A 25,992-nucleotide genomic window follows, 5' to 3' on the forward strand; every position below is an offset into this window, starting at 1 on the left:
CACCTTCACGGCCGGCCCCCGTCGACCTCGGCCAGCACCCCGACCAGGCGGCGCAGCTGCCGCTCGCTCTGGTGCCAGTGCACGACCAGCCGCAGCAGGCCGAGCCGGCGGGCCACCGAGGCGATCAGGCCGCGCTCCTCCAGTGCGTCCACCAGCTTCTCCGGGCTCGGGTGGCGGACGGTCACCACGGTGAGCTCGGGCCGCGGGGCGACCTCGAAGCCGGCCTCGGTGAGCAGCCGCACCAGCAGCGCCCGCCGTTCCCAGAGCCCGGCCACCGACGCCCGGTAGCCGCTGCGGCCCTGGGCGCGCAGCGCCGCCCAGGTGCCCAGCAGGGCGCCGCCGGGCCGGGTGCCGAGCAGGGCGTGGTGGTCGAAGGTGCCCCGGTAGTGCGAGGAGGTGCGCAGCGCGTCCGGCGCGTCCTGGTCGCGGAACAGGACGTGGCCCGAGGGGATCGGCGCGCCGCCGTACTTGTGCGGGTCCAGCGTGATCGAGGAGACGCCCGGCACCGAGAACCCGATCGGCGGCAGCGGGTCGCCCAGCTCACGGGCGAACGGCACCAGGAAGGCGCCGGTGGCGGCGTCCACGTGCACCGGCACGCCGAGCGCCGAGGCGTGCGCGGCGATCACCGGCACGTCGTCCACGGCGCCCGACTCGGAGCTGCCCGCGGTGGCCACCACCAGGGCGGTGTCCGGGGTGACCAGCGCCAGCAGCCGCCCGGTGTCGACCCGCAGCCGCCCGTCGGAGGGGACCCGGACCACCTCCACCGGCAGCAGCGTGGCGATCTTGTCGAAGGAGAAGTGCGCGCTGTCGCCCAGCAGGACGCGGGCCGGCGTGCCGGCCCCGAACCGGGCCCGGTGGCGCCGGACGGCGGCCAGCACCGCCAGCAGGTTGGCCTCGGTGCCGCCCGAGGTGGCCACCCCGGACGCCCCCGGGCCGTCCATCAGGTCGGCCAGCATGGCCGTGACCTCGGCCTCGGCGCGGGGCAGCGAGGGGAAGATCCGGTTGTCGCCCAGGTTGGCCTGCTGGTGGGCGGCGAACACCTGCTCGGCCACCGGCAGCGGCGTCGAGCAGATCGAGTTGAAGACGGTGCCGTCCCGGTAGTCGTGGTCGTCCGCGCAGAGCCCGGCCAGCTCGGCCAGCACCTGCTCGACGGGCGCGCCCCGGTCGGGCAGCCCGGGCGGGCGGGCGCCGGCGGACTCAGCCGGCGGCGGGGACCCGGTGGGGGACGGCGAAGAACTGGGCAGCGTTGCCATGAGCGAGAGCCCTCACGATCTGCTCGGGGACACCATGGAGTCGGAGCCGGTGCACGGTGCGGGCCAGACCCAGCGGGTCGGCCGAGCCGAAGTGCAGGCCGGTGTTGAGCATCAGCCGCTCCGGGCCGAACCGCTCCAGCAGGGCGAGCACTTCGCGGTGCGACTGCTTCTCGCGGACCTGGAACAGCGCGTCCTGGCGCGGGGCGACGGCGATCCCGTACCCGCCGAGCCCGCGCAGCGCCGGGTGCTCGGCGAGCAGGTCGATCCGCTGCTCGTCCAGGTCGAGCAGCGCGATCGAGGCCGGGTCGATGCCGGCCCGCTCCACCGCGCCCGCCAGCGGCGCCAGCATCTCCCGGAAGGCCGGCAGCGCGGGCGGCGACTCGACCAGCACCGGCACCGCGCGCGCCGACGCCAGCTTCAGCTGCCGCTCCAGGACCTCCACCTCGTCCGGGCCGCCGCCGCGCAGCGACACCTCGCCCAGCGCCCGGACCCTCGGGTGGTCCAGGTACTGCTCCAGCACCTCGATCCCGGCCAGCGCGCCGCGCAGGCCCGCCATGTCGGCCGCGTGCACCGCGAGCGCCACGTGCAGGTCGATCCCGTACGCGGCGGCCCGCGCGGTCTCGGCCCCGGCGAGCCGCTCGAACCGGGCGGCGAAGGCGCTGCCGGAGTCCCGGGCCTCCAGGGAGGCGGAGCACGGCGCGAGCGCGGTGAGCACCCCGCTGACGGCCATCAGCTCGTAGTCGTCCGCGTTGCGCAGGTCGGTGTGGATGTGGTGGTCGAACAGCGGGGTCAGACCGGTCCCGTGCAGGGCCCGGGGGGCGAGCGGCGGCGGGGGCGGCGGCGGGCCGGGGCGGTCGGCGGGCACGGCCGGCTCAGCCCCGCGGGCCGGCGGCCGCGGCGGCGATCGCGGCGGTCAGCACCTCGCGGCTGCGGCGCAGCGCGTGCTCGTAGCGGTCGGCGTGGTTGTACAGCTCCACGCTGACGTAGCCGTCGTAGCCGCCGCGCCCCAGCACCGAGAAGAACCCGGCGAAGTCGATGTCGCCGTCCCCGGGGATCTCGTGGTGGTGCACCCGGCCCTTGATGTCCTCGACCTGGATGATCTTCGTGTAGGGCAGGTTCCGCTCGACCGAGGCGAGGTAGTCCTCCTCCACCACCCGGCAGTGGCCGAGGTCCTGGGCGAGGGCGAACCGGTCCGAGGCCAGCGCGTCGGCCAGCCGGGCGACCCCGTCGTTGCTCTCCAGGAAGAACTCCGGCTCGGGCTCCATCGCCAGCACCGCGCTGCCCGGGCCCTCCAGCACCTGCCGCACGCCCTCGTCCAGCCACTGCCGGGCCTGCTCCTCGCCGACCTCGGGCTTGCGCTTGCCGGTGGCGAAGTTGACGTACGGGATGCCCAGTTCGTCGGCGATCCGGACCGCCCGCAGCACCAGGTCGACGCGGCGGGCCCGGCCCTCGGCGGTGGGGTGGATCAGCGAGGGCTCGAAGCGCTCCTCGCCGAGCAGGTTGTCGGCGCCCGCGGCCAGGCAGCAGGCCGTCAGGCCGGTGCGCTCCAGGGCCTTGCGGATCGGCGCGGCCTCGGCGGGGCCGAAGGCGAACGGGTCCAGGTGGGCCGGGTGCAGCGAGAGCTCGATCCCCTGGTAGCCGGCGTCGGCGACCGCCTCGATCGCGCGCTCCACCGGGATCGTCCGCAGGCCGTTGGCGTTGTAGGCAAGCTTGACCACGACTGTTCTCCTTCTCCGTGCCGACTGTTCGTCAGATGCGTTGTCCGGGGCGGCCGTCGGGGCGCGCCCCCGCGTGGTGGTCCGGTTCACTTCTCCGCGGTGGCGTGCACGTGGAAGTCGTGCCAGGTGCGCAGTTCGATCCGCTGGAAGCCGGCGGCGCGCAGCATCTCCTCCACCTGGCCGAGCGAGAAGCGCAGGTGCACCTCCTCGGGGCCGGCGCCGTCGGGCTGGCGGGCGTACCAGGCCTCGATCTCCCGGTTGCGCTCCTTGTCGGCGGTCTTGCGGTAGTCCGCCAGGGCCACCCGCCCGCCGGGGCGCAGTACCCGGTACATCTCGGCGATCGCGGCCGGTGCGTCGTCGGCCAGCTCGTGCAGCACGTAGGTGGAGATCACCAGGTCCGCGGCGGCGTCGGCGACCGGCAGCGGCACCACCGGGCTCACGGTGCGGGTCAGCCGGTCCGCCACGCCCTCCCGGGCGGCCCGGGCGGCGAGCACCTCCAGCAGCTCCGGGCTGCCGTCGACGCAGTGCACCGAGCCCTGCGGCCCGACCAGCCGGGCGGCGGGCACGGCCGCGTAGCCCGTCCCCGCGCCGACGTCGACCACCTGCTGGCCGGGGGCGGCGCCGACGCTGCGCAGCAGGTCCTGCACCTCGCCGAGGGCCCAGCGCAGCGGGCCGTCGAGCCGGTAGACCGTCTCGGCGATCTCCGGGGAATGCGCGTCGTTCATGGTGACTCCTTCGGGGGGCCGGACAGGCCGTCCGGGCCTGCTGGTTCGGCGGTCGGAGGGGGCGCGGGGTGCTCCGGCGGGGTGCTCCGGTCGGGCGGCGTGCTCGGGGCGGCGTGCTCGGGGCGGGGTGCTCGGCGCGGCGGTGCTCAGGGCGGCGGTGCTCAGGGCAGGATGCTCAGGGAGGCTGCTCAGGGCGCTCAGGCCTCGGCGAGGACGCTCTTCAGCAGTGGCTCGGGCACCGGTGTCTCGTGGTCGCCGTCGACGATGTGCACCCGGCCGACCTCGGGCACCAGCACGAACCGCACCGCGCTGCCCGCCCGGCGCTTGTTGTCGCTGAGGATGACCTCGACGATCCGCTCGGGGGTGAACTCCCGGGGCACCGCCGTCGGGCTGCCGATCAGGGTGCCCAGCAGGTGCTCCTGGCGGGCCAGCACCTCCGGGGCGGTGATCCCGAGCCGGATGCCCAGCCGGGCCGCCGCGCACATCCCGATGCCGACCGCCTCGCCGTGCAGCAGCGCGCCCCCGGAGAGGAACTCCACCGCGTGGCCCACCGTGTGGCCGTACTCCAGGATGATCCCGGCGCCGCGCTCGCCCGGGTCCTGTGCCAGGATCCCCAGCTTGCTGCGGACCACCTCGTGGCAGACCCCGAGCAGGTCGTCCCGGATGCCCGCGACGCCGCCGGCCAGCAGGCTCTCCATCCGGTCGACCCACGCGGCGTCGTTGACCAGGCCGTTCTTGAGCGCCTCGACCAGCGCGCTGCGGTGCTGGCGCTCCGGCTCGCTGCGCAGCATCGCCACGTCGGCCCAGATGAACAGCGGCGCGTGGTAGACGCCGAACTGGTTCTTGCCGAGCGCGCCGTTGATCGCCTGCTTGTTGCTGAGGGTGCCGTCGGTGAGGTTCAGCATGGTGGTCGGGATCTCGACGAAGCGCAGGCCCCGGTAGACCATGGCGGCGGCCAGTCCGGCCAGGTTGCTGATCATGCCGCCGCCGAGCGCGCCGACGATCGAGTCCTTGGTGGCGCCGGCGGCCACCAACCGCTCGCAGAGGGCGGTGAGTTCGGGCCAGCCCTTGACGCTCTCGCCCTCGGCCACGGTGATCAGGTTGACGGCGACGCCGGCCCGTCCGAGCCGGTGCGCGAGGTCCCGGCCGAACAGCTCGTACAGCGGCTGGCTGGTGACCAGGTAGAACTCGTCGAAGGCGTGCCGGCCCAGGTACTCGGGCAGCCGGTCGCCGATGGATTCGCCCAGATAGTACGGGCAGCTCGGGTTGGTCCCGCTGGACAGCTCGATGATGGTTCCGTCGGACACGTCGGTCCTTTCGTGCAGGGTGTCGGAACGGGTGGTGTCGGAACGGGTGGTCCTGGCGTGCGTGGTCCTGGCGTGCGCGGCCGTGGCACGGGTGCTCCGGTCGTCGCGCCCCGTGCGCGGGGGTGGTGCTCCCGGTGGTGCGGGCCGGCCCGGGTACGCGGTGGTGCGCTCCCGGCGTGCGCGGTCGGCGTGCGCGGTCGGCGGCTCCGCGGGGCGGGCCGGTGAGGCGGGTCAGCGGTGCGCGAGGTACCCGTCGAGGTCGAGCAGGCCGTTGCCGCTGACGCAGGCGACGATCACCTCGGAGCGCCCGGTTTCCCGGGCCAGCACGGCCCGCTCCACCGCCGCGCGCAGCGCGTGGCAGGACTCGGGCGCGATCAGCATCCCCTCGGTGGAGAGCACCAGCCGCCCGGTCTCGAACACGTCCTCCTCCTCGTACGCGACCGCGTCCAGCAGGCCCTCGCCGCGCAGCACGCCGATGATGGGCGAGCCGCTGTGCTGGCGCAGCCCGCCGACGTGGGTCTCCGGGAGCTCGTAGTCCCGGCCCAGGGTGTACGACTTGCCGAGCGGGGTGACGCCCTCCGGGTCGGCGTGGTCGTAGCGCAGGGTGCCCCGGGTGAGCCGGGGGGCGCTGGCGGACTCCGCGCCGAGCAGCAGCAGCCCGTCGCCGCGCTCCGCCTTCTCGGCCAGGTAGGGGCCCATGAAGCCGCCGAGGTTGCTGCCGCCGCCGACGCAGGCCACCAGCACGTCCGGCCGCTCGCCGAGGGCGGCCAGCTGGGCCTTGGTCTCCTGGCCGATGACGGTCTGGTGGATCAGCACGTGGGCCAGGTTGCTGCCGGAGATGTAGCGGGTGTCCGGGTGCAGCGCGGCGTGGCTGATCGCCTCGCCGATCGCGGTGCCGAGCGAGCCCAGCAGGTGCCGCCCGTCGCGCAGCAGGGCCTTGCCGACCGGCGTCCGCTCGCTGGGGGAGGCGTGCACCTCGGCGCCGAGCATCTCGATCAGGGCGCGCCGCCCGGGCTTCTGGCGGGCCGAGACCCCCGCCCAGTAGATGACGGCCCGCAGGCCGAACCGGCGGGCGGCCCAGGCCACGGCGTGGCCCCACTGGCCGGCGCCGGTCTCGGTGACCAGCGTGTCGACGCCCTGCTCGGCCGCGAAGTGGGCCTGGGCGATGGCCGAGTTGAGCTTGAAGCTGCCGGTGGGCAGCACGTCCTCGCGCTTGAGGTAGATCCGGGCCGGGGTCTCCAGGTACCGCTCCAGGGCCCGGGCCCGCAGCAGCGGGGTGGGGCGCCCGATCGACGCCAGCTCCTCGCGGACCCGCTCGGGGATCGCCAGGAAGGCTTCGGTGGCGCCGTCCTGGGCCCGGACGGCGTCGAGCCGGATCCGCTGTTGCAGGGCGAGCCGGGAGCCCCAGGCGTCGTGCTCCGCGCCCTCGGGCTCGCGGGGCGGCGGGACGGGGCCGGGCAGGCTGGGGACGAGGTTGAACCAGTGCGAGGGGACCTCATGGGGGTCCGCTGCGGCCGGCACCGACACGGGGGTCCACTGGGCGGCTGGAGTCACGATGCATCCCTCTCGTCATCCGGATGGGGGAACCGCGCACGTCAGTTCTCGCAGCGAAACGACCGGGTGAGAAGCGGTTGGAGCGTTGTTGACCGGCTCAGTCAAGCTTTGGATCGGTTGCCGGGGGAGGACTTGACCGCAACGGTGGAAAAGCCGTCCCGGACCGGCCCGGTCCTGGGCGAAGCCCGGGTCAGCGGCCCGGGCCGGCGGCCGGGCGACGGTCCGGATCGTGCGACCGGGCGCGCGGTGACCGCGGCCGCGCCGTCTCGTTCGCCCCTGCGGGGGCCTCCGGCCGCCCGACCCACCGGCGCCCCGGGCGCCCCGATCCGCAGCCGTACGGGAGTTGTGCACCATGAGTACCACCGGCAAGGCCGAGAAGACCGACCACCGCAAGCTCGGCGGCGCGCTGTACGCCGCCAGGGCCGTCCCGCAGCCGGTCGACGTCCCCGAGTTCGCCTTCCTGGCCGTCGACGGCGTCGGCGACCCGCAGCAGAGCCCCGCGTTCGGGCCCGCCGTCGCCGCGCTGTACGCGGCCTCGTACGCCCTCAAGTTCGCCGTCCGGGCCGACACCGGGACGGACTACGCGGTCATGCCGCTGGAAGGGCTCTGGCACAGCAACGACCCGCGGTTCGACGCCGTCTCCGCCGACTCCTACGGCCCGGGCGACCGGGCCGGCTGGGAGTGGACCCTGCTGATCCGCCAGCCCGTCCCCTACACCGACGCCCAACTCGCCGCCGCGCTCGCCAAGGCGGCGGCCAAGGCCGGCGCCGAGGCGGCCGGCCGGCTGCGCCGGGAGTCCTTCGCCGAGGGCCGCTGCGTCCAGGTGCTGCACAAGGGCCCGTACGAGACCGAGCCGCGGACGGTGAAGCTGCTGCACGACTACCTGCACACCGAGGGTCTGCGCGAGGCCGGCCGGCACCACGAGATCTACCTCTCCGACCCGACCAGGACGGCCCCCGAGCGGCGCCGTACCATCCTGCGCCAGCCGGTGTCCTGAGGCGTCGGCACACCCGGGCACGGGCCGGTGACCTCCCGTGGCCGCCGTGGCGCACCTCCGCGCACCGGCTGCGGCCCGCTGGACAGCCTTGGACGCCCCCCCTAGCATCGTGAGAATCCCCGTCAGGGCCGACGGCCCGTTCGGGGCCCGTCTTCGCCCGTCCCCGGGAGCTGCCGGCAGGGCAGTGTCCGTTCCCCGGCCAAGCTCCGGGGCGATGTGGATCCGGACGTCCGACCCTGGCGCGCACGGGGGGTTGCCGCGCAGGTAGGCATTGAGGTGCGATCGATTGACATGACATCGGTCGGTCCGTCGTCAGGCGTCGGCCCCACAGGCCCGGAATCGGCTCCGGTGGCCCGTCGGACCCCGCCCGTCGGACCCGAGAAGCGGAGGGCTTCAGTCTGCTATGAAGATCGACACGCTGAGCAGCCACGACGAGCGTCTGCGCCGGGCCATCCCCCACATCGTGGCCCAGGTCAGGGACGGTGAGGCGGCCGTCTCGCTGGAGGAGCTGGCGATGGCCACCAACACCTCGCCCGACTACCTGCGCCGGGTCTTCCGGCACCAGGTCGGCGAGCCGATCCACCGCTACGTCCGCAGGCTCAGACTCTCGCTGGCGGCGTACCGACTGGTCTACGGCGACCGCACGATCATCGACATCGCCGTCAGCGCCGGCTACAACTCGCACGCGGCCTTCACCCGCGCGTTCCGGTCCGCGTACGGGATATGTCCCACCGACCTGCGCACCAACCCGCAGAACACCGCCTGGCCGACCGCCGGCGCGGCCGGCGCCGACATCCGCCCGGCCGCGATCCCGCAGCGCCGGGTCGCGTTCTACTCCCACCTTGGCCCGATCGACAGCGCCGACACCGCCTGGGAGCGGCTGCGCGGCTGGCTCACCACCCACGGCCACTGTCCGGCCCGCTCCAAGGCCCTGGGCGTCTCCTACGACGACCCGGACTTCTTCATCGGCGCCCGGACGCGGCACGACATCTGCGTCCCGGTCTCGGACCGCTTCGACCCGCAGTCGCGCGACGGCATGGGCGTCCAAGTGGTTCCGGCGTCCACGGGATTGGCGATGCGTCACGTCGGGCCGCCCGAGCTGATCCCGTTCACCTACATGCACCTGGCGGTCAGCGCCGCCACCAAGGGCATGCAGCGCACCGAGCGCCCGCCACTGCCGTACTACCTGGAGTTCTCCTCCTTCCCGTCGGCCCACCCCGAGCGCCAGGTCGCGGTGGACGTCTACCTGATGCCGCACACCCGCCGGGGGTGACCGGGAGCGCGCCCGGGCAGCGGGCACGCCCCCACGGGCCCCGGGCGGTCGCCCGGGGCCCGCGCACCCCTGTCGGGGGTTTCCGTCAGGTGCTGTAGACCCCGACCTCGTAGAGCGAGTAGCCCCACTGCGTGCCGCGCTGGAGCCCGTGGACGCGGACGTACCGGGCCGGCACACCGGTGAACCGCGCGGTGTCCAGGCCGCCGTCGCCCGTGGTGGTGGACCACACCGACTGCCAGGTGGCGCCGTCGGTGGAGACCTCGATGCGGTACGCCTTCCCGTAGGCGCGTTCCCAGTCCAGGGTGACCCGCCCGACCAGCGTGGTGGACCCGAGGTCGATCCGCAGCCACTGGTCGTCGTTCCAGTCGCTGGCCCAGCGGGTGCCCGTGCTGCCGTCGATCGCCCGGTCCGGGGCGTAGCTCGTGAACGGGTTCCACTCCGCGGAGCCGGCCGTGGCCGAGGCGCCGGCGGCCAGGTTCGTGCCGGCCCGGTGGTGCTCGGCCGCGCCCCAGGTGGTCAGGTAGGACTCGGCGCCCCGGAACAGGTCGTCCACCACGCCCTGCCCGCCGACCAGCCGGATCTCCTCCAGCCAGTCCGGGACGAGGCCGTAGTGCGCGGCGCCGTCGGTGTTGTAGTCCCAGGTGCGCTCGCCGGTGGTCTGCCGGTCGACGACGGAGCCGCCGTCGGCGGTGCGGAACGGGTAGCGGACCGGGTTCGGGGCGCCGGCACCGGGCGGGGCGGGCCAGCCGCCGAGGCCGTTCATGTCGGTGCCGTAGCCGTAGCCCACCCCGTACTTGTCGCGCAGCGCGTCGGTGCGCTTGGCCTCCGCGCTGAACGCCTCGGCGCCGTTCATGTACTGGGCGACGAAGCCGCCGAGCTTGTAGACGCGCTCGGTCCAGTCGAGGTCCATCCAGCTGTGCGAGGAGATCACGCCCGGGTAGGAGGCCGATTCGAGGATGTCGAAGGCGCGGTCGGCCGCCTTGACGCTCATGTGGTCGACCTCCAGCATCATCTTGCGCTGCATCATGCCGCGCACGGCGTACTCGCCGAGTTCGGTGAGGCCGCGGGTGTTGCACTGCGCGCCGGTGGCGTAGGCCGGGACGGTCACCCCCGGTGGCAGCAGCTTCTCGGCCTCCGGCGCCGGGGCGAGGCCGATCGGGTTGTCGTGCTGCGGCCCGGCGCACTGCTCCGTCTTCCAGAAGGTGCCGGTGGAGAGGAACTGGCCGGCGTTGATGGCCGTGCCGAGGGTGCCCTCGTCGAAGCGGACCCCGCACAGCGCGTTGTCGAACTTGTGGCACAGGAACATGCTGCGCACGCCCAGGCCGTACAGCTCGTCCAGGCCGCGGTCGATGTCGGCCCGGCTGCACTGCGCGATGTCCAGGATCTGCTTGCAGCCGAAGGGTTCGGACGTCTCCACCCCGAGGACGACGGCGAGCTTGCCCTGCTTCACCACCTCGCGGGCCTGCGCGCTGTCGGTGACGATCCGGAACCAGCCCTTGCCCGCCCCGCCGTACATCCGGTCGATGTAGGCCTGGAGGTCGTACGTCTTCTGCGCCTGGAGGCGGATGGAGTCCATCTCGTCGCAGCCGCGGTCCTTGAAGGGGTAGATCGAGCAGATGACGCCGTTGGTGACCAGGTCGTCGACCAGCACCCGCTGGCCGCCGCGCCAGGCCCGTTCGACCCAGGCGTAGTAGTTCTGCTCGTGGGTCAGCGAGTCGTGGGCCGGCCAGTCCTTGAAGGTGGGCCAGCCGACCGGGTCGTGCTTGCCGTCGCCCTTGGTGAGGAGGTCGAAGACGTCGAGCGAGCCGTCGGGGTAGTGCTCGGGACAGTCCTTGAGCGCGTCCACGATCCCCGACTCGGAGAACGTCTTCCCGCACAGGAGACGGCCGCCGAAGGCCTCGTTGGACATCAGGTGGTCGTGGGCGTCGACGAAGCCGCGGACCCGGCCCTGGGCGTCGGTGCCGCGGAAGGGTTCGCCGGTGACGCCGATCTGCGAGTCGGGCGCGGGCCGCGCGACCGGGTTCCACCAGCCCGGGTCGCCCGAGGCCCCGGGCGCGGGGGCGGCGAAGAGCAGGGAGAGGAGGGTGAGGAGGGACGCCAGGGCCGTGACGAGTCTGCGCCGGCGGTGGGGGTGAGGGGGCATGGGTCACCACTTGTGTCTTCGGTGGCGGACGACGCGGAGACACGGCCGACCGGCGCGGGGCGCCTGACCGCCCCGGCCGGGCGACTGTCATGTCCCGCGTACTCGGTGTGACGAGAATCGCCACTGTTGGATTCCGAGTCAATAGGCGTGGACGGATGGCCCGTTGACGTGCCGGCCCGCTCGGGGACGGGCCGGTGTCCCGGTGCGCCCGTGAGCAAGGCCTGTGCAGGGAGAGAGCACCGGCCGTCCCGAAGCCGCATTAGCGTCCGTCGTGTTCCGCACGGCAGCCGGGAGCTCCCGCCCCGACCGCCCCGCCCGCCCTCGCCGGACCGGCCGCGGCCCGCGCCACGGCGCTCCGCGAGGCTCGTCCATCCCGCATCGGAGTAGGCACCATGACGACCAGTGAGAGTTCTCCGGCCGAACCGTCCGGGGTCCGGCGCTTCGAGCCGGATCTGCGCCGGATGACGCGGATCAACCTGCGGCCGATCGCCTCACCGATGCCGCTCGGGTTCTACGCGGTCGGGATCGCCTCGGTGCTGGTCGGCTGCTTCCAGCTCGGCGTCTTCGAGGACGGCGCCCGGCGGGCGGTGGGCCTGGCGATCCTGCCGGCGTTCGTCCTGCAACTGGTGGTGGCGGTGTTCGCCCTCGGTGCCCGGGACGCCCTGGCGGCGACCCTGATGGCCTGCTTCTCCGGTCTCTGGCTGGCGAGTTCGCTCGTCCTGGTGGTCGATCCGGTCGGCGGGACCCACGTGCTGGGCGTGCTGAACGCCACGTTCGCGCTGTTCGCCCTGATGATGGCGAGCGTGGCGGGCCGCAAGCGGGCGCTCTGGTTGGTGCTGTGCACCGCGGTGCCCCGGTTCGCGGTGGCCGCGCTGGCCAATCTGACCGGCGTCGCCCGGCTGGGCACCCTCTCCGGCGCGCTCGGGCTGCTGCTCGCCGCCGTGGCCCTCTACACGGCGTTCGCGCTGATGCTGGAGGACATGCGGGGCGAGGAGGTCCTGCCGATCGGCCGCAGCGGCCCGGCCCACCACGCGGTGGAGGGCGATCTGACGGTCCAACTGCGCGACCTCGAACGCCAGGCCGGCGTGCGCCGCACCCTCTGAACCCCTCCCGAAAGCGACGATCATGGCTGATTCCATGCCCGTCGGCGGCACTGTGCCCGCTGCCGGCCCGCCCCAGCACCCCGCCGACCTCGTCCTGCGCAACGCGAAGATCCACACTGGGGACCGCGCCCGGCCCGAGGCCTCCGCGCTCGCCGTCCGCGACGGCCGCGTGCTCGCCCTCGGGGACGAGCGCGACATCGCCGCCCACGTCGGGCCGGACACCCGCGTGGTCGACGGCCTCGGCCGACGGGTCGTGCCGGGGCTCAACGACTCCCATCTGCACGTCATCCGCGGCGGGTTGAACTACGTGCTGGAGCTGCGCTGGGACGGGGTGCGCTCGCTGCGCCAGGGCCTGGCGATGCTCCGCGAGCAGGCCGCCCGCACCCCGAAGGGCCAGTGGATCCGGGTGGTCGGCGGGTGGACGGCCGAGCAGTTCGCCGAACGTCGGCTGCCCACCCCGGCGGAGCTCGACGCCGCCGCGCCGGACACCCCGGTCTTCGTCCTGCACCTCTACCAGTCCGCGATCATGAACCGGGCCGCCGTCCGCGCGGCCGGATTCACCCGCGACACCCCGGATCCGCGCGGCGGGCAGATCGTCCGCGGCCGCGACGGCGAGCCCAACGGCGTCCTGCTGGCCGCCCCCGGAGCGCTTGTGCTGTACTCGACCCTGGCCAAGGCGCCCGCGCCGGACGAGGCGGACCGCAAGACCTCCACCCGGCACTTCCTGCGCGAACTCAACCGGTTCGGCCTGACCTCGGCGGTGGACGCCGCCGGCGGCTTCCAGAACTTCCCCGACAACTACGCCACCGTCATCGAGTTGGCCCGCGAAGGGCAGCTCACGCTGCGAATCGCGTACCACCTGTTCCCGCAGACCGCCGGGCAGGAGATCGACGACCTGCGCCGCTGGGTCGAGACGGTCCGACCGGGCGAGGGCGACGAGTGGCTGCGGCTGAACGGCGCCGGGGAGAACCTCACCTGGGCCGCCGCCGACTTCGAGAACTTCACCGAGCCGCGGCCCGACCTGGAGGCCGGCTACGAGGCCCGGTTCGAGCAGGCCGTGCGGCTGCTGATGGAGAACGGCTGGGGCTTCCGGCTGCACGCGACGTACGACGAGACCATCCGGCGCGACCTCGCGGTCTTCGAGAAGCTCGCCGCGGACGGGCTCTTCCCGGCCGGCAACCGCTGGCTCTTCGACCACGCCGAGACGGTCTCCCCGCACAGCCTGGAGCGGATCGCCGCGCTCGGCGGCGCGATCAGCGTGCAGAACCGGATGTCCTTCCAGGGCTCGGCGTTCGCCGACCGCTACGGCGCCGAGGCCGCCGCCCGGACCCCTCCGGTGACGGAGATGCTGGCGCTCGGCCTGCCGGTCGCGGCGGGCACGGACGCCACCCGGGTCTCCTCCTACAACCCGTGGGTGGCCCTGCACTGGCTGGTGACCGGCCGGACCGTCGGCGGACGCGCGCTCTACCCGCCGCAGCGGCTGCTCTCCCGGGAGAGCGCGCTGGAGCTGTACACCCGCGGCGGCGCCCGGATCACCGGCGAGGAGGCGGTGAAGGGGCTTCTGAAGGAAGGTTTCCTCGCCGACTTCGCGGTGCTCTCCCATGACTACTTCACGGTGCCCGCCGAGGACATCCCGCACATCGAGGCCGTGCTCACCGTGGTGGGCGGCCGTCTCGTCCACGCGGTGGCCGAGTACGAGGGCCTGGACGAGGCGGCGCCGCCGATCAGCCCGGCCTGGAGCCCGGTCGCCCACTTCGGCGGCTACCAGGCCTCCCCGCCGCCCTCGAACTCCGGTGCCCGGCAGGCCGACCGCCTGGCCGAGGTGGCGGCCGCCGGGGACGAGCAGTACCGGTGGCGGCTCGCCCGCGGGCTCGAACCCGCCGGCCCGGCCGGCTTCGTGGACCCCTGCTTCGGAGGCTGAGCCCCCGGGCGTCGCCGGGCCGCACCCACCGTCCGACCGACCCTCCCGACCCCGACCCTCCCCACCTCTCCCCACTCCGACCCTCCCGACTCAAGGAGCCGATCATGACCGACCGCACCTTCGACCTCGCCGGTGTCTCGGCCCAGCCCAGCCCGGACCTCATCTCGCCCGACAACGCGATGATGCTGTTCGTCGACCACCAGCCGCAGATGTTCTTCGGCGCGGCCGGCGCCGACCGCGCCGGGGTCATCAACGCCACCGTCGGCCTGGCCAAGGCCGCCCGGGTCTTCGACGTGCCGGTGGTGCTCTCCACCGTCGCCGCCGAGTCCTTCTCCGGGCCGATACTGCCGCAGCTGCGCGCGGTCTTCCCGGAGCACGAGATCGTCGACCGCACCTCGATGAACGCCTGGGAGGACGAGGCGCTGGTCGAGGCGGTCAAGGCCACCGGCCGCCGCAAGATCGTGCTCTCCGGCCTCTGGACCGAGGTCTGCCTGGTCCTGCCGGCCCTGTCCGCGCTCGACCAGGGCTACCAGGTCTACGTGGTCGCCGACGCCTCCGCCGGTGTCACGCCGGCCGCCCACGAGCACGCCGTGCAGCGGATGGCCGCCGCCGGCGCGGTGCCGGTCACCTGGCTCCAGGTGCTGCTGGAGCTCCAGCGCGACTGGGCTCGCACCGGGACGTACGCGGACACCCTGGACGTGGTCAAGGAGCACGGCGGCGCGTACGGGCTGGGCGTGGTCTACGCGCAGTCCATGATCGACCCGCACGCCGCGGGCTGACCGGGAACGGAACGAGACCATGGACACCGGTCTGCTCATCCTCCGCCTGGTGACCGGGCTGCTGATCGCCGGTCACGGCATCCAGAAGGTCAGCTTCCGGCTCGACGGCAGCGGCCTGGCCGGCGGGACCGAGGAGTTCCGGCACGACGGCTTCCGCGGCGGGAGGCTCACCGCGCTCGCCGCGGGAGCCGGCCAGATCGGCTCGGGCCTGCTGCTCGCCGCCGGAGCGCTGACCCCGCTCGCGGCGGCCGGCGCGGCCGGGGTGATGACGGTCGCCCTGACTGTGAAGTGGCCGCACGGCCTCTGGGTGCAGAAGGACGGCTACGAGTACCCGCTCGTGCTGATCGTCGTCGCGACCGTGCTCGCGCTCACCGGGCCCGGCCGGTACTCCGTCGACCAGGCCCTGGGCCTGGCGCCCTGGGCCCTCTGGTGGGTCGCGGTCACCGTGCTGGGCGGCGTCGGCAGCGGACTCGCCGTCCGCCTGCTGCTGCACCGGCCCGCCCCGGTGGCCGCCCGGCCCTGACGGCCGCGCACCCCCGAGGAGGCACCACCCCCCCTCGCGTCCCGACCCTGCTCATCTCTCCCGACCTGCTCACCGCTCCCCGGCCGGGCCCACCGGCCCGGCCGGGACACCGACACCGACACCGACACCGACACCGAAAGGCGCATCATGCCCTTCATCACGCTCTCCGACGGCTCGCAGAAGTTCTTCAAGGACTGGGGCACCGGTCGTCCGGTCGTCCTCTCCCACGGCTGGCCGCTGAACGCCGACGCCTGGGACAGCCTCGCCGTCGCCGTCGCCGAGGCCGGCTACCGGGTCGTCGCCCACGACCGGCGCGGCCACGGCCGGTCCGACCAGACCTGGGACGGCAACCACATGGACCAGTACGCGGACGACCTGGCCGAGCTGCTGGAGCAGCTCGACCTCACCGACGCCGTCCTGGTCGGCCACTCGACCGGTGGTGGCGAGGTCGCCCGCTACCTCGGCCGCCACGGCAGCGGCCGGGTGCGCAAGGCCGTCCTGCTCGGCGCCGTGCCGCCGCTGATGCTGCGGACCGAGGCCAACCCCGAGGGCACCCCGATCGAGTTCTTCGACGGCATCCGGGCCGGCGTGGCCGCCGACCGGTCGCAGTTCTACTACGACCTCAGCGAGGCGTTCTTCGGCTTCAACCGGCCCGGCGCCGCGGTCTCCGACGGCAAGCGCCGCGAGTTCTGGCTCCAGGGCATGCAGGCCGGCCTCAAGGGCGCCCTCGACTGCATCGAGGCGTTCTCCGAGACCGACTTCACCGAGGACCTCCAGAAGATCGACATCCCGGTCCTGGTCGCCCACGGCGGCGACGACCAGATCGTCCCGATCGCCGCCTCCGCCGAGAAGGCCGTGAAGCTGCTGTCCCAGGGCGTCCTCAAGGTCTACCCGGGCGCCCCGCACGGCCTGGTCGGCGCGTACGAGACCGCGTTCACCGAGGACCTGCTGGAGTTCGTCGGCGCCTGACCCCGTCGCTCCTGCGACCTCGCTCACCTGCACGGCAGTCACCTCGTACCCCCAGGGCCCCCGCCTGCGCCGATGCGCGGGTGCGGGGCTCCGCGGGCGTCCCCGGCCCGGCACGCGCACGGCTGACAGGCGGTTAGCCTTGTCCCTGCCCGGCGACGGGTCGCCGTCGGGCGACCCCGGCCCGACGGGTTCCGCGCGCCGGCGCGGGGAGTGACGACAGCCCGGCCGCCCGCGGGCGGCCGCCGGTCCGGGGGAGCGACGGTGCAGGAGGTGTGCGGCCCGCTCCTGATCGGCCGCCGGCGGGAGACGGACCGGCTGGACGCGGCACTGGCCCGGGCGGCGGACGGTGCGGGCGGCTCCGCCGTGCTGGTGCGGGGCGAGCCCGGTGTCGGCAAGAGCACGCTGCTGGAGTGGGCGGCCCGCGAGGCGCGCGAGCGCGGGTTCACCGTCCTGCGGGCGGTCGGCGCCGAGGCGGAGACGGACTTCGCGTTCGGGGCGCTCCACCAGGCGCTCTGGGCCCTGCTGGACGACTCCCGCACGCTGTCGGCCCACCAGCGGGCGGCTCTCGAAAGCGCCCTGGGCGTCCGGGCCGGTACGGCGCCGAGCGGGTTCGCCGTCGGTGCCGCCACCCTGGCGCTGCTCGCCGAGGCCTCGCTGGGCGGGCCGCTCCTGCTGCTGCTGGACGACCTGCACTGGATCGACTCCTCCAGTGCCACGGTGTTCGCGTTCGTCCGCCGGCGCTGCGCCGAGCTGCCGCTGGTGATCGTCGGCGCGAGCCGGCCGGGCGGCCCGGTGGCCCAGGCGTGGTCGGCCGAGCCCATCGAGGTGCGGGCGCTCTCCGAACCGGACGCCGCCCTGCTGCTGCACCGGAGCTACCCGCAGCTGGCGGCGACCGCCGCGCAGCGTGTCCTGCGGGAGGCGGCCGGCAACCCGCTGGCGCTGGTGGAACTGCCGCGGCAGCTGGCCGCCGAACAGCGGCGGGGTGTCGTCCCGCTGCCCGACCGCCTGCCGCTGGGCCGGCACCTGGAGCGGATGTTCGCCGGCCGGCTCGCGGCGGTGACCCCGTCGGCCGGCCGGCTGCTGCTGCTGGCAGCCCTGGCCGCCGGCCCGGACTCCGCGGGCGGGGTCTGGCTGCGGGCCGTCGCGGGCCACGGCGCGCAGGAGGCGCTGGAACAGATCGAGGCCGGCGGCCTGGCCCGCCTCGACCCGGCCGGACGCCTGGTCTTCCGTCACCCCCTGGTGCGCACGGCCGTGATCGCGGCGGCCGCGCCGGCCGCGCAGCGCGAGGCCCACCGCGCGCTCGCGCGGTGCCTGGCGCCGCACGATCCCCAGCGGCTGGTCCACGAGGCGTCCGCGGCCCTGTTCCCGGACGAGGACCTGGCCCGCCGCCTCCAGGAGGCCGGCACCGGGCTGGCCCGCCGGGGCGGCGACGCCGAAGGAGCGCTGCTGCTCGACCGCGCCGCCGTGCTCAGCGCCGACCCCGACCAGCGCGCCCGCCGGCTCACCTGGGCCGCGGTGATGGCGGCCCGCGGCGGGCAGCTGCGGTACACCGCGGCCCTGGTGGAGGAGCTGAAGAGCGGTCCGGTGCCGTCCGACATCGCCCCGCTGTTCGCCTACGCGGTCGTGTACGTCGACCAGAGCCACCGGATCGACTTCGAGTCCGCCTCCGCACTGCTGCCCGCGGCCCTCGACGCGCTGACCGCACCCGGCGCCGAGCCCTTCGACGGACTGGCCGAGCAGGTCTTCTTCAAACTGCTGCTCACCGCGACCTACACCGACGACCCCAGGGCCTGGCGGGCGCTGGAGCGGCACCACGCGCACGTCTCGGAGCCCGCCCGGCTCTGCCACCGGGCCTGGCTCGACCCGGCCCGGACCGCCGGCGGCGTGGCCGGGGAGCTGAGCGCGGTGGTCGACCGGATGAGCGAGGAGCAGGAGGCCGGGGCGGCCTGGCTGCTGCTCTGGACGGCCTCGGCGGTCGACGTGGCCGACGGCGACCTCTGGCGGCGCTTCACCGGCCTGCACGGCTACGCCACCCAGGGCTCCGTCGCCAAGGCCAAGTGCTACCAGGACTTCCTGCGCGGCCGCTGGGACCTCGCCGCCGTGTGCCTGCGCGAGGCCGAGGCCGCCGAGGAACTCGGCTACCACTGCAACGCGCTGATGTTCCGCCACTACCACGCCCACTTCCTCGCCGGCCGGGGCGACGAGGCGGGGCTGCGGGAGACGGCGGGGCTGATTCGGCCGGTGGCCGCGCGCGCCGGGATGCGTCTGGTGCTGGACCGGCTGACCCACCTGCAGGGCCTGGCCGCCCTGGCGCACGGGCGGTACGAGGAGGCGTACACGCACTTCACCGGGCTCACCCCGGCCGGGCACACGCCCAGCGGCCTGCCCTGGTTCCACCAGCTCGCCTTCGACCTGGTCGAGGCCGCCGTGCACACGGGCCGCCGCGCCGAGGCCCGCGCCCACGTCGCCGCCGCGCAGGCCGAGCGGCCCGGCGAGATCTCCGGCCACCATGCCTTCCTGTTCGCCGCGGCCGCCGCCCTGGCGGCCGAGGACGACGCGGCCGACGACGCCTACCGCGCCGCGTACGCCGTGCCGGGCGCCGACCAGTGGGTCTTCGAACTGGCCCGGTTGCGGCTGGCCCACGGCTCGTGGCTGCGCCGCCGCCACCGGGCCGACGCCCGGGAGGTGCTCCGCGCGGCGCACCGGGCCTTCCGACGGCTCCAGGCCGAGCCGTGGGCCCGGCGCTGCGAGGAGGAACTGCGCGCCGCGGGCGGCCCGCTCGCACCGGAGCCGCACCGGGCGCCCGACGCACTGACCGGGCAGGAGCTGCGGATCGCCAGGCTCGCCGCGACCGGCCTCAGCAACAAGGAGATCGGCCACCGGCTCGGACTCTCGCACCGCACCGTCGCGGCACACCTGTACAAGGTCTTCCCCAAGCTCGGGATCGCCTCGCGGGCGGCGCTCACCCGGGCCCTGGAGGGCCACTGAGCCCCGCCGGGCTCTCCCGCCGGGCCGCGTCCCGCCCCGTCACCTGCCGCGCCCGCCGGGCCGCGTCCCGCCCCGTCACCTGCCGCGCCCGCCGGGGCCCTGCGCCACCCCGTCCGCTGTGCCGGCCGTGCACTCCTCGTGCCTCACGGCGCACGGCCGCCGCCGCCGGGCGGAGCGACAGTCAGATGACCTAGGCGACCGCCCGCTTCCCGGACCAGGCTGGACCTGCGGGGCTTCGGCCGTGAACGCCGAGAGAAGAGGGACAGCCAGGTGAACCTGCAGGTCACGACCACTGCGGTGCCGGACGCGGAGAAGGTGGTGCACTGGGGCCGGGCGGTGTCCCACGCCCTGGCGCCGGTGGAGGTGCTGCCGCTCGCCGACGGCCCGTTCGACGGCCGCCTGGATTCGCACCGGCTGGGCTGCCTGCGGGTGTCCACGCTGGAGGCGGACGCGACGCGACTGTCCCGGACACCGGGCCTGATCGCGCGCTCGCCCGGGGCGGAGGCCCAGGTGGCGGTGGGCGTCCAGGTGTCCGGCCACGCCGTGCTGACCCAGGACGGCCGCCGGGCCGAGGTCGCGGCCGGCGACCTCGTGCTGTACGACACCGCGCGGCCCTACTCGGTCGACTACCCGCAGCGCTTCCGCTCCCATGTGTTCCACCTGCCGCACCGACTGCTCGGTGTGCCGGAGGCCGAGATCCGCCGGGTGACCGGGCGGGCCGTCAGCTCGCGGGAGAGCCTCGGGGCCGTGCTGCTCCCCTTCCTCGACACCCTCGCCGACGCCGCGCCCAGCTATCCGGCGGCCGTCGGCGATCTGCTGGCCGGCAGCGTCGCCGACCTCTTCCTCACCCTCGTCGCCGAGCTCGCGGGCCGGCCGGCCGTCGAGCCCGACGCCGCGAACACCCACCTCGTCCGGCTGGTCCGCACCCACATCGACCGCCACCTCGGTGATCCCGGGTTGACCCCGCAGAGCATCGCCGACGCCCACCGCATCTCGGTGCGCTACCTGCACCGGCTCTTCGAGAAGGAGGGGGTGACGGTGAGCCGGCTGATCCAGCGGCGCCGGCTGGAGGAGTGCGCCAGGGAGCTCGGGCGGCGCAGCCGCAGCGCACCGACGGTCTCGGCGGTCGCCCAGCGCTGGGGGTTCGTCAACCCCGCGCACTTCAGCCGGTCCTTCCGGGCCGCGTACGGGACGTCCCCGCGCGAATGGCGGGCGCGACGTACCGAGGGGGCCGACCGCACCGACGGGGCCTGACGGGCCGACGGGGCCCCCGCGCCGCCGGGACCGTCGCGTCGGGGAGTGCGCGCCGGGGCGGCCGTGCGCGGAGGGGCTGATTCCGGTTCGCTCTCGGCACCGTGCGCGGGCCGGCCGCCGCCTAGCGTGGCGAGGTGCCGTCCGGGCGCTCCGGCCCCGCCCGGCACGACCTCCGGGCACGGTGGCAGTCCCCCCGGCTCGCCGCCGTGCCCGGAACCGCCGCGGCGGCCACCGTACGCCGCGCCGCCGGGCGCGAGGGCGGGGCGACGACCACCCGCGAAGCCGGCCCGGCCGGCCGCCACGCCAGGAGCGCACCCGTGTCCGACAGCACCACCCCCGACGGCCGGAGCCCGGTCCTCGACGACGGCCTCCAGGAGTTCCTGACCACCCGCGCCCGCAGATCGGACGCGTCCGCGCCGCCGGACCTCTCCTTCCTGGCCGGGCCGCACCCGTCGGACGGTCACCAGGACACGGACGCCGCCTGGCTGGCGCTGCCGACCCCGGTCGGCCGCGTCCGGGTCCAGGTGGTCCGCCCGGTCGACGCCGCCCGGCCGACCCCGGTCGTGCTGTTCCTGCACGGCCTCGGCTGGGCGCTGGGGGACGCCGACAGCTACCGCCACCTGCTGCGCGAGTTCGCCGTGGGCGCCGACGCCGCCGTGGTCTTCGTCGACTACGGGCGCCCGCCCGCCGCGCGCTTCCCGGTCGCGGTCGAGCAGTGCTACGCCGTCGCCCGCTGGATCGCCGCGCACGGGCACGAGATCGGGCTCGACGGGAGCCGGATCGCCGCCGCCGGCGACTCGGCGGGCGCCAACCTGGTTGCCGCCCTGACCCTGCTGCTGCGCCGGCGCGGCGGCGCCCGGCTGCTCCACCAGGTGCTGCTCTGCCCGGTGACCGACGCGGACTTCGACACGCCGTCCTACCGCGCCTTCGCCGAGGGGTACTTCCTCCACCGGGCGGACATGCGCCGGTTCTGGGACGCCTACCTGCCCGACCCGGCCCACCGCGCGCAGGCCACCGCGGCCCCGCTCCGCGCCGGCCTGGAGGAGCTCGCGGGCCTGCCACCGGCCCTGGTGATCACCGCGGAGGCCGACGTCCTGCGGGACGAGGGCGAGGCCTACGCGGCTCGGCTGCGCCGGGCCGGAGTCCCCGTGGTGGCCACCCGCTACCAGGGCGTCCCGCACGGCTTCGTGCTGTTCGACTCGCACTGCCGCACCGACTCGGCCCGCTCCGCCCTCATCCAGGCCGTGGACACCCTGCACATCGCCCTGCACCGCCACTCCTGGTAGTCGGCCGCCCCGCCGGTCGTGGTCGCCCGGCGGCCAGTGGGCATGCGCTGACGGCACAGCCGCGCCCCCGCCCGTCCGTACGGTCGACGAGTCCCCGCACCGACCGAACCACGGAGCCCCGCATGCCCTTCCTGACCGTCGCCGAGGAGAACGCCGCCCCGGTGCGCCTCTACTACGAGGACCACGGGACGGGCCGCCCGGTGGTCCTGGTGCCCGCCTGGCCGCTCAACGCCGCCTCCTGGGAGAGCCAGGAGGCGGCCCTCCTGACGGCCGGCCACCGCGTCGTCAGCTACGACCGCCGTGGCTTCGGCCGGTCCGACCGCCCCCGGGACGGGTACGACCTCGACACCCTCGCGGCCGATCTGCACGCGCTGCTGACCGCGCTCGACCTGCGGGACGCCACCCTGGTGGGCTACTCGCTCGGCGGCGGCGAGGTCGCCCGCTACCTGGCCGTCCACGGCTCGGGACGGGTCCGGTCCGCCGTCCTGATCGCCGCCGTCCCGCCGACCCCGTCCGACGCCCCCTGTGCGGTACCGACCGCGCTGACGGTGTTGCGCGAGACCGTGGTCACCGACCGGACCGCCTTCATGACCGGCTACCTGCACGACCTGTACGCGGTGGACCTGCTGGGCGGCGGCGCGGTGAGCGACCGGCTGGCCGCCTACCACGGGGGAGCGGCCCTGGAGTCCTCCGTCCGCGCCACCGCCGCCTGCGCGCACGCCTGGGGCACCGACCTGCGGCCCGACCTGCCCCGGATCGACGTGCCGGTGCTGGTCCTGCACGGCGCCGCCGACCGGACCCTGCCACCGGCCGCGTCGGCCGAACCGCTGGCCGCCCTGCTCGCCGACGCCACCCTGCGGATCGTCCCGGGCGCACCGCACGGCCTGATCTTCACCCACGCCGACGAGGTCAACACCGAACTGGCCGCCTTCCTCGCCTGACCGGTGCGTCCTCGCCCGCGCGGTGCCGGCGCGGTGCTGGCAGGGCGGAGTTCCTCCTGCTGTTCTTCCTGGTCTCCCACCGCCCGAGCGGCTGGGATGGGAGTGCGGGCCGCGTCGCCCCGCGCCCCTCCCCTCACCCCGTGTCAGCACACGGCCGCCCGGGCCCGCCCGGGCGGCCGTCGCAGGAGTACCGATGTCAGTCCTCACCCCCCTCCCGCCCCGGAGTGTCCCCTTCGCCGCGAGCATCGCCGGCCACCGGCTCGGCCCGCTGCGGGTCTCCTCGATCGTGGCCGGCTCGTGGCCGGTCGCACACGGCCGCAGTGTGGTGCTGTGCGGCCGCGAGGACCACATCACCCTCGTCCTCCCGCAGCACGGCACGGCCACGCTGCAGCTGGACGGCCACCGGCTGCCGCTGCGACCGGGCACGTTCGCGGTCGCCCGGGCCGGCCGCCCGGTCGTCCTGGAGGTGTCGGACGCCTACTCCGGCACGGCGTTCCACTGGCCCCGGGAAGCCGCCGGGGTGGCCGAGGAGGACCTGCTGGAGCTGTCCGGGACGGCGTTCGGGACGGACACCGGGACGGCCGCGCTGGTGGCCGCCTACCTGGGGCGCCTCGCCCGTCCGGTGGTCTCGCTGGACCCGCAGCTGGCCGGCCGGCTCGCCACCACGGCCCTGGACCTGCTCACCGTCCTCGCCCACGAGCACCGCCGGCGGGCGGTCGGACCGGTGCCCGAGGAGCTCCGCGCCACGATCGCCAGGACGAAGGAGTACATCCTGCGGCGGCTGGGGGATCCCGGTCTCACCCCGGAGACGATCGCGGCCGCCCACCACTTCTCGGTGCGCTACCTCCACAAGCTCTTCCAGCACGAGGGCGTCACCGTGGGCCGCTGGATCCAGCGCCGGCGCCTGGAGATGTGCCGACGCGACCTGGCCCGCCCGTCGGCCCGGCCGGCCACGGTGGCCGCCGTCGCCGGGCGCTGGGGGTTCGTGAGCACCAGCCACTTCAGCCGGGTCTTCCGCGCCGCCTACGGGGTCACCCCGCGCGACTGGCAAGCGGGCACCCGTGAGGACGCCACCTGGCCCGCCCTCCCGGCCTGACCTGCGGCGGAGGGGCCGGCTGGGCGACGGCTGAACCTGGCCGGACGGGGGTGAATGAGACCAGGACTGAGACCACGATCCGAGGCCCAGCGCGGGGCCTGTACGGCCACCGCACAGGCCCACTACAACAGAAGCTGCGGCAGATCGATGATGGAGTCGATCTGCCAGTCGGCGTTGTCCTTGAGTTCGGGGTCACCTGCTTGGAGGTACCCCCAGGGGCCTCGGCGGATGTGGGCCGTGCGGAGGCCGCCGGCCTTGGCGGCGATGATGTCGTTGTCGCGGTGGTCGCCAACGTAGACGATCTCATCGGGGTTGCCGGGTGCCCAGTCTCTGACGCGAGCGAAGAACGCCGGGTCGGGCTTGGCCACGCCCCACTGGCCGGAGGTTGCGATGGCGTCGACGGGGAGGTCGAGGTCTGCGAGGAGTTCGGCGGTTCGTGCGGTCTGGTTGCCCGCGATGCCGACCCAGAGGCCAGCGGCCTGGAGGGCCGCGAGGCCAGGACGGGCGTCGGGGTAGAGGTCGGTTTCGCTGATGGACTCGCCCTTACCGGCGTCCTCGCGGGCCTGGCGCTCGACAGTGAGGTCGAAGCCGGGCCGGATGAGTCGCAGGGCCTCGGCGTTGTCGTGGCCGAGGGCTGTGACGGCGCCGACAAGGGCGGCGAGGGTGTGGCGGGGGACGCCTAGCCAGTCGGCCCAGGAGCCCCAGAATGTGGTGTCGTCCATGAGGGTCTCTCCGACGTCGAACACCACCGAGCGGATCGCCATGCTGTCGCTCCCTGTTGGCCGTGGGTTGCATCAACTGGGCACTGTTGACGCGCTTCTGGGGTGAGAATACGTGGCACGTAACGTATCGGTCGGCCGGGAGTGCCATGTGAAAGCATCCACCGAGCACCTTGGGCAGCGGTTACGGGAGCTGCGCAGCCTGCATGAGCTGACTCAGCAGGAGCTGGCGGATCTCGCGGGTGTGTCGAAGTCGCTGGTGAGCAAGGTCGAAGCGGGTCAGCGGCCGGGCAGCTGGTCTCTCGCTGTGGCAGTCGCCCGTGCCCTGCGCATCGAGGTTTCCGCCCTCCTCGGCGAGGAGGAGGGTGCCGGGGCGGTCGCGAGTCGGGGCGAGGCGTGTCTTCCGGAGTTGCGGCGGGTGGTGGCCGTGTACGACTGCCCGCCTGACCTGGGGCGTCCGGTCCGCCCACTGCCAGAGCTCGCTCGTGACGTCGCTCGGGCCGGGCACCTGCGGCTGCAGTGCCAGTACGGGGCATTGGGCGAGATGGTCGTGCCACTGCTGGAGGAACTGAGCGTCGCGGCGGATGTCCTCGCGGGCCACGATCGGGAGTTGGCCTTCTGGCTACTGTCTTCGGCCTACCGCTGTGCGGATGCCGTCGCGCACAAGCTGGGGCACTACGACCTGTCGACCACGTTGATCGATCGCGTCCGCTGGGCGGCCGAGCGGTCGGGTGACGAGCTGATGCTGGCGACGGCAGCCTACGTGCGGGCGGAGACGTTCTTCGTCTCGGGTCCGGTCGAGTCCGGCCTGCGGATCCTCGGTGCGGCCGGGGAGGCGATCGCCGGCAGGACACTGACCGACACCAAAGCCGCGAGCGTCTACGGTGCATTGCACTCCCGAGCTGCGGTTCTGGCGGCGTTCGGCCGGAAGCCGGAGCAGGCGTGGGCGCACCTGGAGATCGCGCGGGTGATGGCCGAGTCGGTCGGTGCCGAGGTGGCCTACTTCCACACCAGTTTCGGGCCGGCCAACTTGAAGGTGCACGAGGTGGCGATCGCCGTCGAGCTCGGGGACGCCGACGAGGCCGTGCGCCGAGCTCGTGGGTGGGTGCCGCCCTCCAGCCTGCCGGCCGAGCGGGCCAGTCACCACTTCATCGACCTTGCGCGGGCACAGAGTTGGCAGGGGGACTTCGACGGGGCCCTGTCCTCGCTGCTGGAGGCTCGTCGCCGCGCGCCGCAGCACACCCGTACGCACTCCGGAGCCAAGGAGGCCGCCGCCGCGATCGTCCACCGGTCCAAGCGCTCGCCTGACGCAGCGCGGGGCCTCGCGACCTGGCTGGGCATCGCCGTCTGACGCTGCGGCAGCGACGCCCGGAGGGAAGCTTTACCGGCCCGGGTGCCGAGTTGCACTCCTGTGCCATTTCCGGGCCTTGCCCGCCGCGAAGC

Annotated in this window: 21 protein-coding genes; 13 read left to right on the top strand and 8 right to left on the bottom strand. The window is 74.5% G+C overall.

What is annotated here, in order from left to right:
* Positions 1–5 precede the first annotated feature (5 nt).
* From mfnA to ACWDRR_RS01560, 6 genes are all read right to left on the bottom strand, one after another.
* Entirely contained in the window at positions 6–1,253 is a 1,248-nt protein-coding gene (gene mfnA / locus ACWDRR_RS01535; RefSeq protein ID WP_449770136.1) for a tyrosine decarboxylase MfnA, read from the bottom strand.
* Positions 1,198–2,118 (bottom strand): deoxyribonuclease, encoded by a 921-nt coding sequence (locus ACWDRR_RS01540; protein WP_449770137.1) that lies wholly within the window; start codon positions 2,116–2,118, stop codon positions 1,198–1,200. The genes mfnA and ACWDRR_RS01540 overlap by 56 nt, the downstream gene beginning before the upstream one ends.
* Before the next feature lie 7 nt (positions 2,119–2,125).
* Complete coding sequence (locus ACWDRR_RS01545; protein WP_449770138.1) at positions 2,126–2,971, bottom strand: sugar phosphate isomerase/epimerase family protein; 846 nt, start codon at positions 2,969–2,971, stop codon at positions 2,126–2,128.
* 86 nt (positions 2,972–3,057) lie between these two features.
* Positions 3,058–3,696 (bottom strand): class I SAM-dependent methyltransferase, encoded by a 639-nt coding sequence (locus tag ACWDRR_RS01550; RefSeq protein WP_449770139.1) that lies wholly within the window; start codon positions 3,694–3,696, stop codon positions 3,058–3,060.
* Positions 3,697–3,893: 197 nt separating this feature from the next.
* The gene (locus tag ACWDRR_RS01555) at positions 3,894–5,003 is read right to left on the bottom strand and encodes a 2-deoxy-scyllo-inosose synthase (RefSeq protein ID WP_449770140.1); all 1,110 of its coding nucleotides are present in this window, start codon (positions 5,001–5,003) and stop codon (positions 3,894–3,896) included.
* Positions 5,004–5,234: 231 nt separating this feature from the next.
* A complete protein-coding gene (locus ACWDRR_RS01560) occupies positions 5,235–6,557 on the bottom strand; it encodes a TrpB-like pyridoxal phosphate-dependent enzyme (RefSeq protein ID WP_449770141.1) in 1,323 nt (440 codons plus the stop codon).
* A 352-nt stretch (positions 6,558–6,909) separates the two neighbouring features.
* Between ACWDRR_RS01560 and ACWDRR_RS01565 the strand changes: the two genes are divergently transcribed.
* Together ACWDRR_RS01565 and ACWDRR_RS01570 are read left to right on the top strand one after the other, a co-directional pair.
* Positions 6,910–7,554 (top strand): GyrI-like domain-containing protein, encoded by a 645-nt coding sequence (locus ACWDRR_RS01565; RefSeq protein WP_449770142.1) that lies wholly within the window; start codon positions 6,910–6,912, stop codon positions 7,552–7,554.
* A gap of 403 nt (positions 7,555–7,957) precedes the next feature.
* A complete protein-coding gene (locus ACWDRR_RS01570) occupies positions 7,958–8,827 on the top strand; it encodes an AraC family transcriptional regulator (protein ID WP_449770143.1) in 870 nt (289 codons plus the stop codon).
* 85 nt (positions 8,828–8,912) lie between these two features.
* On the opposite strand, the gene ACWDRR_RS01575 is transcribed toward ACWDRR_RS01570, so the two are convergent.
* A complete protein-coding gene (locus ACWDRR_RS01575; RefSeq protein ID WP_449770144.1) occupies positions 8,913–10,970 on the bottom strand; it encodes a galactose-binding domain-containing protein in 2,058 nt (685 codons plus the stop codon).
* A 392-nt stretch (positions 10,971–11,362) separates the two neighbouring features.
* On the opposite strand from ACWDRR_RS01575, the gene ACWDRR_RS01580 reads away from it, so the two are divergent.
* From ACWDRR_RS01580 to ACWDRR_RS01625, 10 genes are all read left to right on the top strand, one after another.
* A complete protein-coding gene (locus tag ACWDRR_RS01580) occupies positions 11,363–12,073 on the top strand; it encodes a GPR1/FUN34/YaaH family transporter (RefSeq protein ID WP_449770145.1) in 711 nt (236 codons plus the stop codon).
* A gap of 22 nt (positions 12,074–12,095) precedes the next feature.
* Positions 12,096–13,994, top strand: a complete 1,899-nt coding sequence (locus ACWDRR_RS01585; RefSeq protein WP_449770146.1) for an amidohydrolase — start codon at positions 12,096–12,098, stop codon at positions 13,992–13,994.
* Between the two features lie 104 nt (positions 13,995–14,098).
* Positions 14,099–14,773 carry a hydrolase gene (locus tag ACWDRR_RS01590; protein WP_449770147.1) on the top strand — a complete coding sequence of 225 codons (675 nt, stop codon included), beginning with the start codon at positions 14,099–14,101 and terminating at the stop codon, positions 14,771–14,773.
* A gap of 19 nt (positions 14,774–14,792) precedes the next feature.
* Positions 14,793–15,296, top strand: a complete 504-nt coding sequence (locus tag ACWDRR_RS01595) for a DoxX family protein (RefSeq protein ID WP_449770148.1) — start codon at positions 14,793–14,795, stop codon at positions 15,294–15,296.
* A 147-nt stretch (positions 15,297–15,443) separates the two neighbouring features.
* The gene (locus tag ACWDRR_RS01600) at positions 15,444–16,265 is read left to right on the top strand and encodes an alpha/beta fold hydrolase (RefSeq protein ID WP_449770149.1); all 822 of its coding nucleotides are present in this window, start codon (positions 15,444–15,446) and stop codon (positions 16,263–16,265) included.
* A gap of 270 nt (positions 16,266–16,535) precedes the next feature.
* Positions 16,536–19,253, top strand: coding sequence for a BREX system ATP-binding domain-containing protein (locus ACWDRR_RS01605; protein ID WP_449770150.1), 2,718 nt, complete (start codon positions 16,536–16,538; stop codon positions 19,251–19,253).
* Positions 19,254–19,523: 270 nt separating this feature from the next.
* A complete protein-coding gene (locus tag ACWDRR_RS01610) occupies positions 19,524–20,507 on the top strand; it encodes an AraC-like ligand-binding domain-containing protein (protein ID WP_449770151.1) in 984 nt (327 codons plus the stop codon).
* A gap of 317 nt (positions 20,508–20,824) precedes the next feature.
* A complete protein-coding gene (locus ACWDRR_RS01615) occupies positions 20,825–21,793 on the top strand; it encodes an alpha/beta hydrolase (RefSeq protein WP_449770152.1) in 969 nt (322 codons plus the stop codon).
* Positions 21,794–21,915: 122 nt separating this feature from the next.
* The gene (locus ACWDRR_RS01620; protein ID WP_449770153.1) at positions 21,916–22,734 is read left to right on the top strand and encodes an alpha/beta fold hydrolase; all 819 of its coding nucleotides are present in this window, start codon (positions 21,916–21,918) and stop codon (positions 22,732–22,734) included.
* A 193-nt stretch (positions 22,735–22,927) separates the two neighbouring features.
* Complete coding sequence (locus tag ACWDRR_RS01625) at positions 22,928–23,830, top strand: helix-turn-helix domain-containing protein (RefSeq protein ID WP_449770154.1); 903 nt, start codon at positions 22,928–22,930, stop codon at positions 23,828–23,830.
* A 122-nt stretch (positions 23,831–23,952) separates the two neighbouring features.
* Here ACWDRR_RS01625 and ACWDRR_RS01630 read toward each other — a convergent pair whose 3' ends face one another.
* Positions 23,953–24,594 (bottom strand): HAD family hydrolase, encoded by a 642-nt coding sequence (locus tag ACWDRR_RS01630; protein ID WP_449770155.1) that lies wholly within the window; start codon positions 24,592–24,594, stop codon positions 23,953–23,955.
* A 70-nt stretch (positions 24,595–24,664) separates the two neighbouring features.
* Between ACWDRR_RS01630 and ACWDRR_RS01635 the strand changes: the two genes are divergently transcribed.
* Entirely contained in the window at positions 24,665–25,900 is a 1,236-nt protein-coding gene (locus ACWDRR_RS01635; RefSeq protein ID WP_449770156.1) for a helix-turn-helix transcriptional regulator, read from the top strand.
* Positions 25,901–25,992: the final 92 nt, after the last annotated feature.

This window comes from Kitasatospora sp. NPDC003701 (assembly GCF_053587085.1).

Bases quoted from the DNA above. Each gene is read 5' to 3' on its own strand.
- mfnA (WP_449770136.1), bottom strand. From the start codon at position 1,253: ATGGCAACGCTGCCCAGTTCTTCGCCGTCCCCCACCGGGTCCCCGCCG.
- ACWDRR_RS01550 (WP_449770139.1), bottom strand. From the start codon at position 3,696: ATGAACGACGCGCATTCCCCGGAGATCGCCGAGACGGTCTACCGGCTC.
- ACWDRR_RS01565 (WP_449770142.1), top strand. From the start codon at position 6,910: ATGAGTACCACCGGCAAGGCCGAGAAGACCGACCACCGCAAGCTCGGC.
- ACWDRR_RS01570 (WP_449770143.1), top strand. From the start codon at position 7,958: ATGAAGATCGACACGCTGAGCAGCCACGACGAGCGTCTGCGCCGGGCC.
- ACWDRR_RS01575 (WP_449770144.1), bottom strand. From the start codon at position 10,970: ATGCCCCCTCACCCCCACCGCCGGCGCAGACTCGTCACGGCCCTGGCG.
- ACWDRR_RS01580 (WP_449770145.1), top strand. From the start codon at position 11,363: ATGACGACCAGTGAGAGTTCTCCGGCCGAACCGTCCGGGGTCCGGCGC.
- ACWDRR_RS01585 (WP_449770146.1), top strand. From the start codon at position 12,096: ATGGCTGATTCCATGCCCGTCGGCGGCACTGTGCCCGCTGCCGGCCCG.
- ACWDRR_RS01590 (WP_449770147.1), top strand. From the start codon at position 14,099: ATGACCGACCGCACCTTCGACCTCGCCGGTGTCTCGGCCCAGCCCAGC.
- ACWDRR_RS01595 (WP_449770148.1), top strand. From the start codon at position 14,793: ATGGACACCGGTCTGCTCATCCTCCGCCTGGTGACCGGGCTGCTGATC.
- ACWDRR_RS01600 (WP_449770149.1), top strand. From the start codon at position 15,444: ATGCCCTTCATCACGCTCTCCGACGGCTCGCAGAAGTTCTTCAAGGAC.
- ACWDRR_RS01620 (WP_449770153.1), top strand. From the start codon at position 21,916: ATGCCCTTCCTGACCGTCGCCGAGGAGAACGCCGCCCCGGTGCGCCTC.
- ACWDRR_RS01625 (WP_449770154.1), top strand. From the start codon at position 22,928: ATGTCAGTCCTCACCCCCCTCCCGCCCCGGAGTGTCCCCTTCGCCGCG.
- ACWDRR_RS01630 (WP_449770155.1), bottom strand. From the start codon at position 24,594: ATGGCGATCCGCTCGGTGGTGTTCGACGTCGGAGAGACCCTCATGGAC.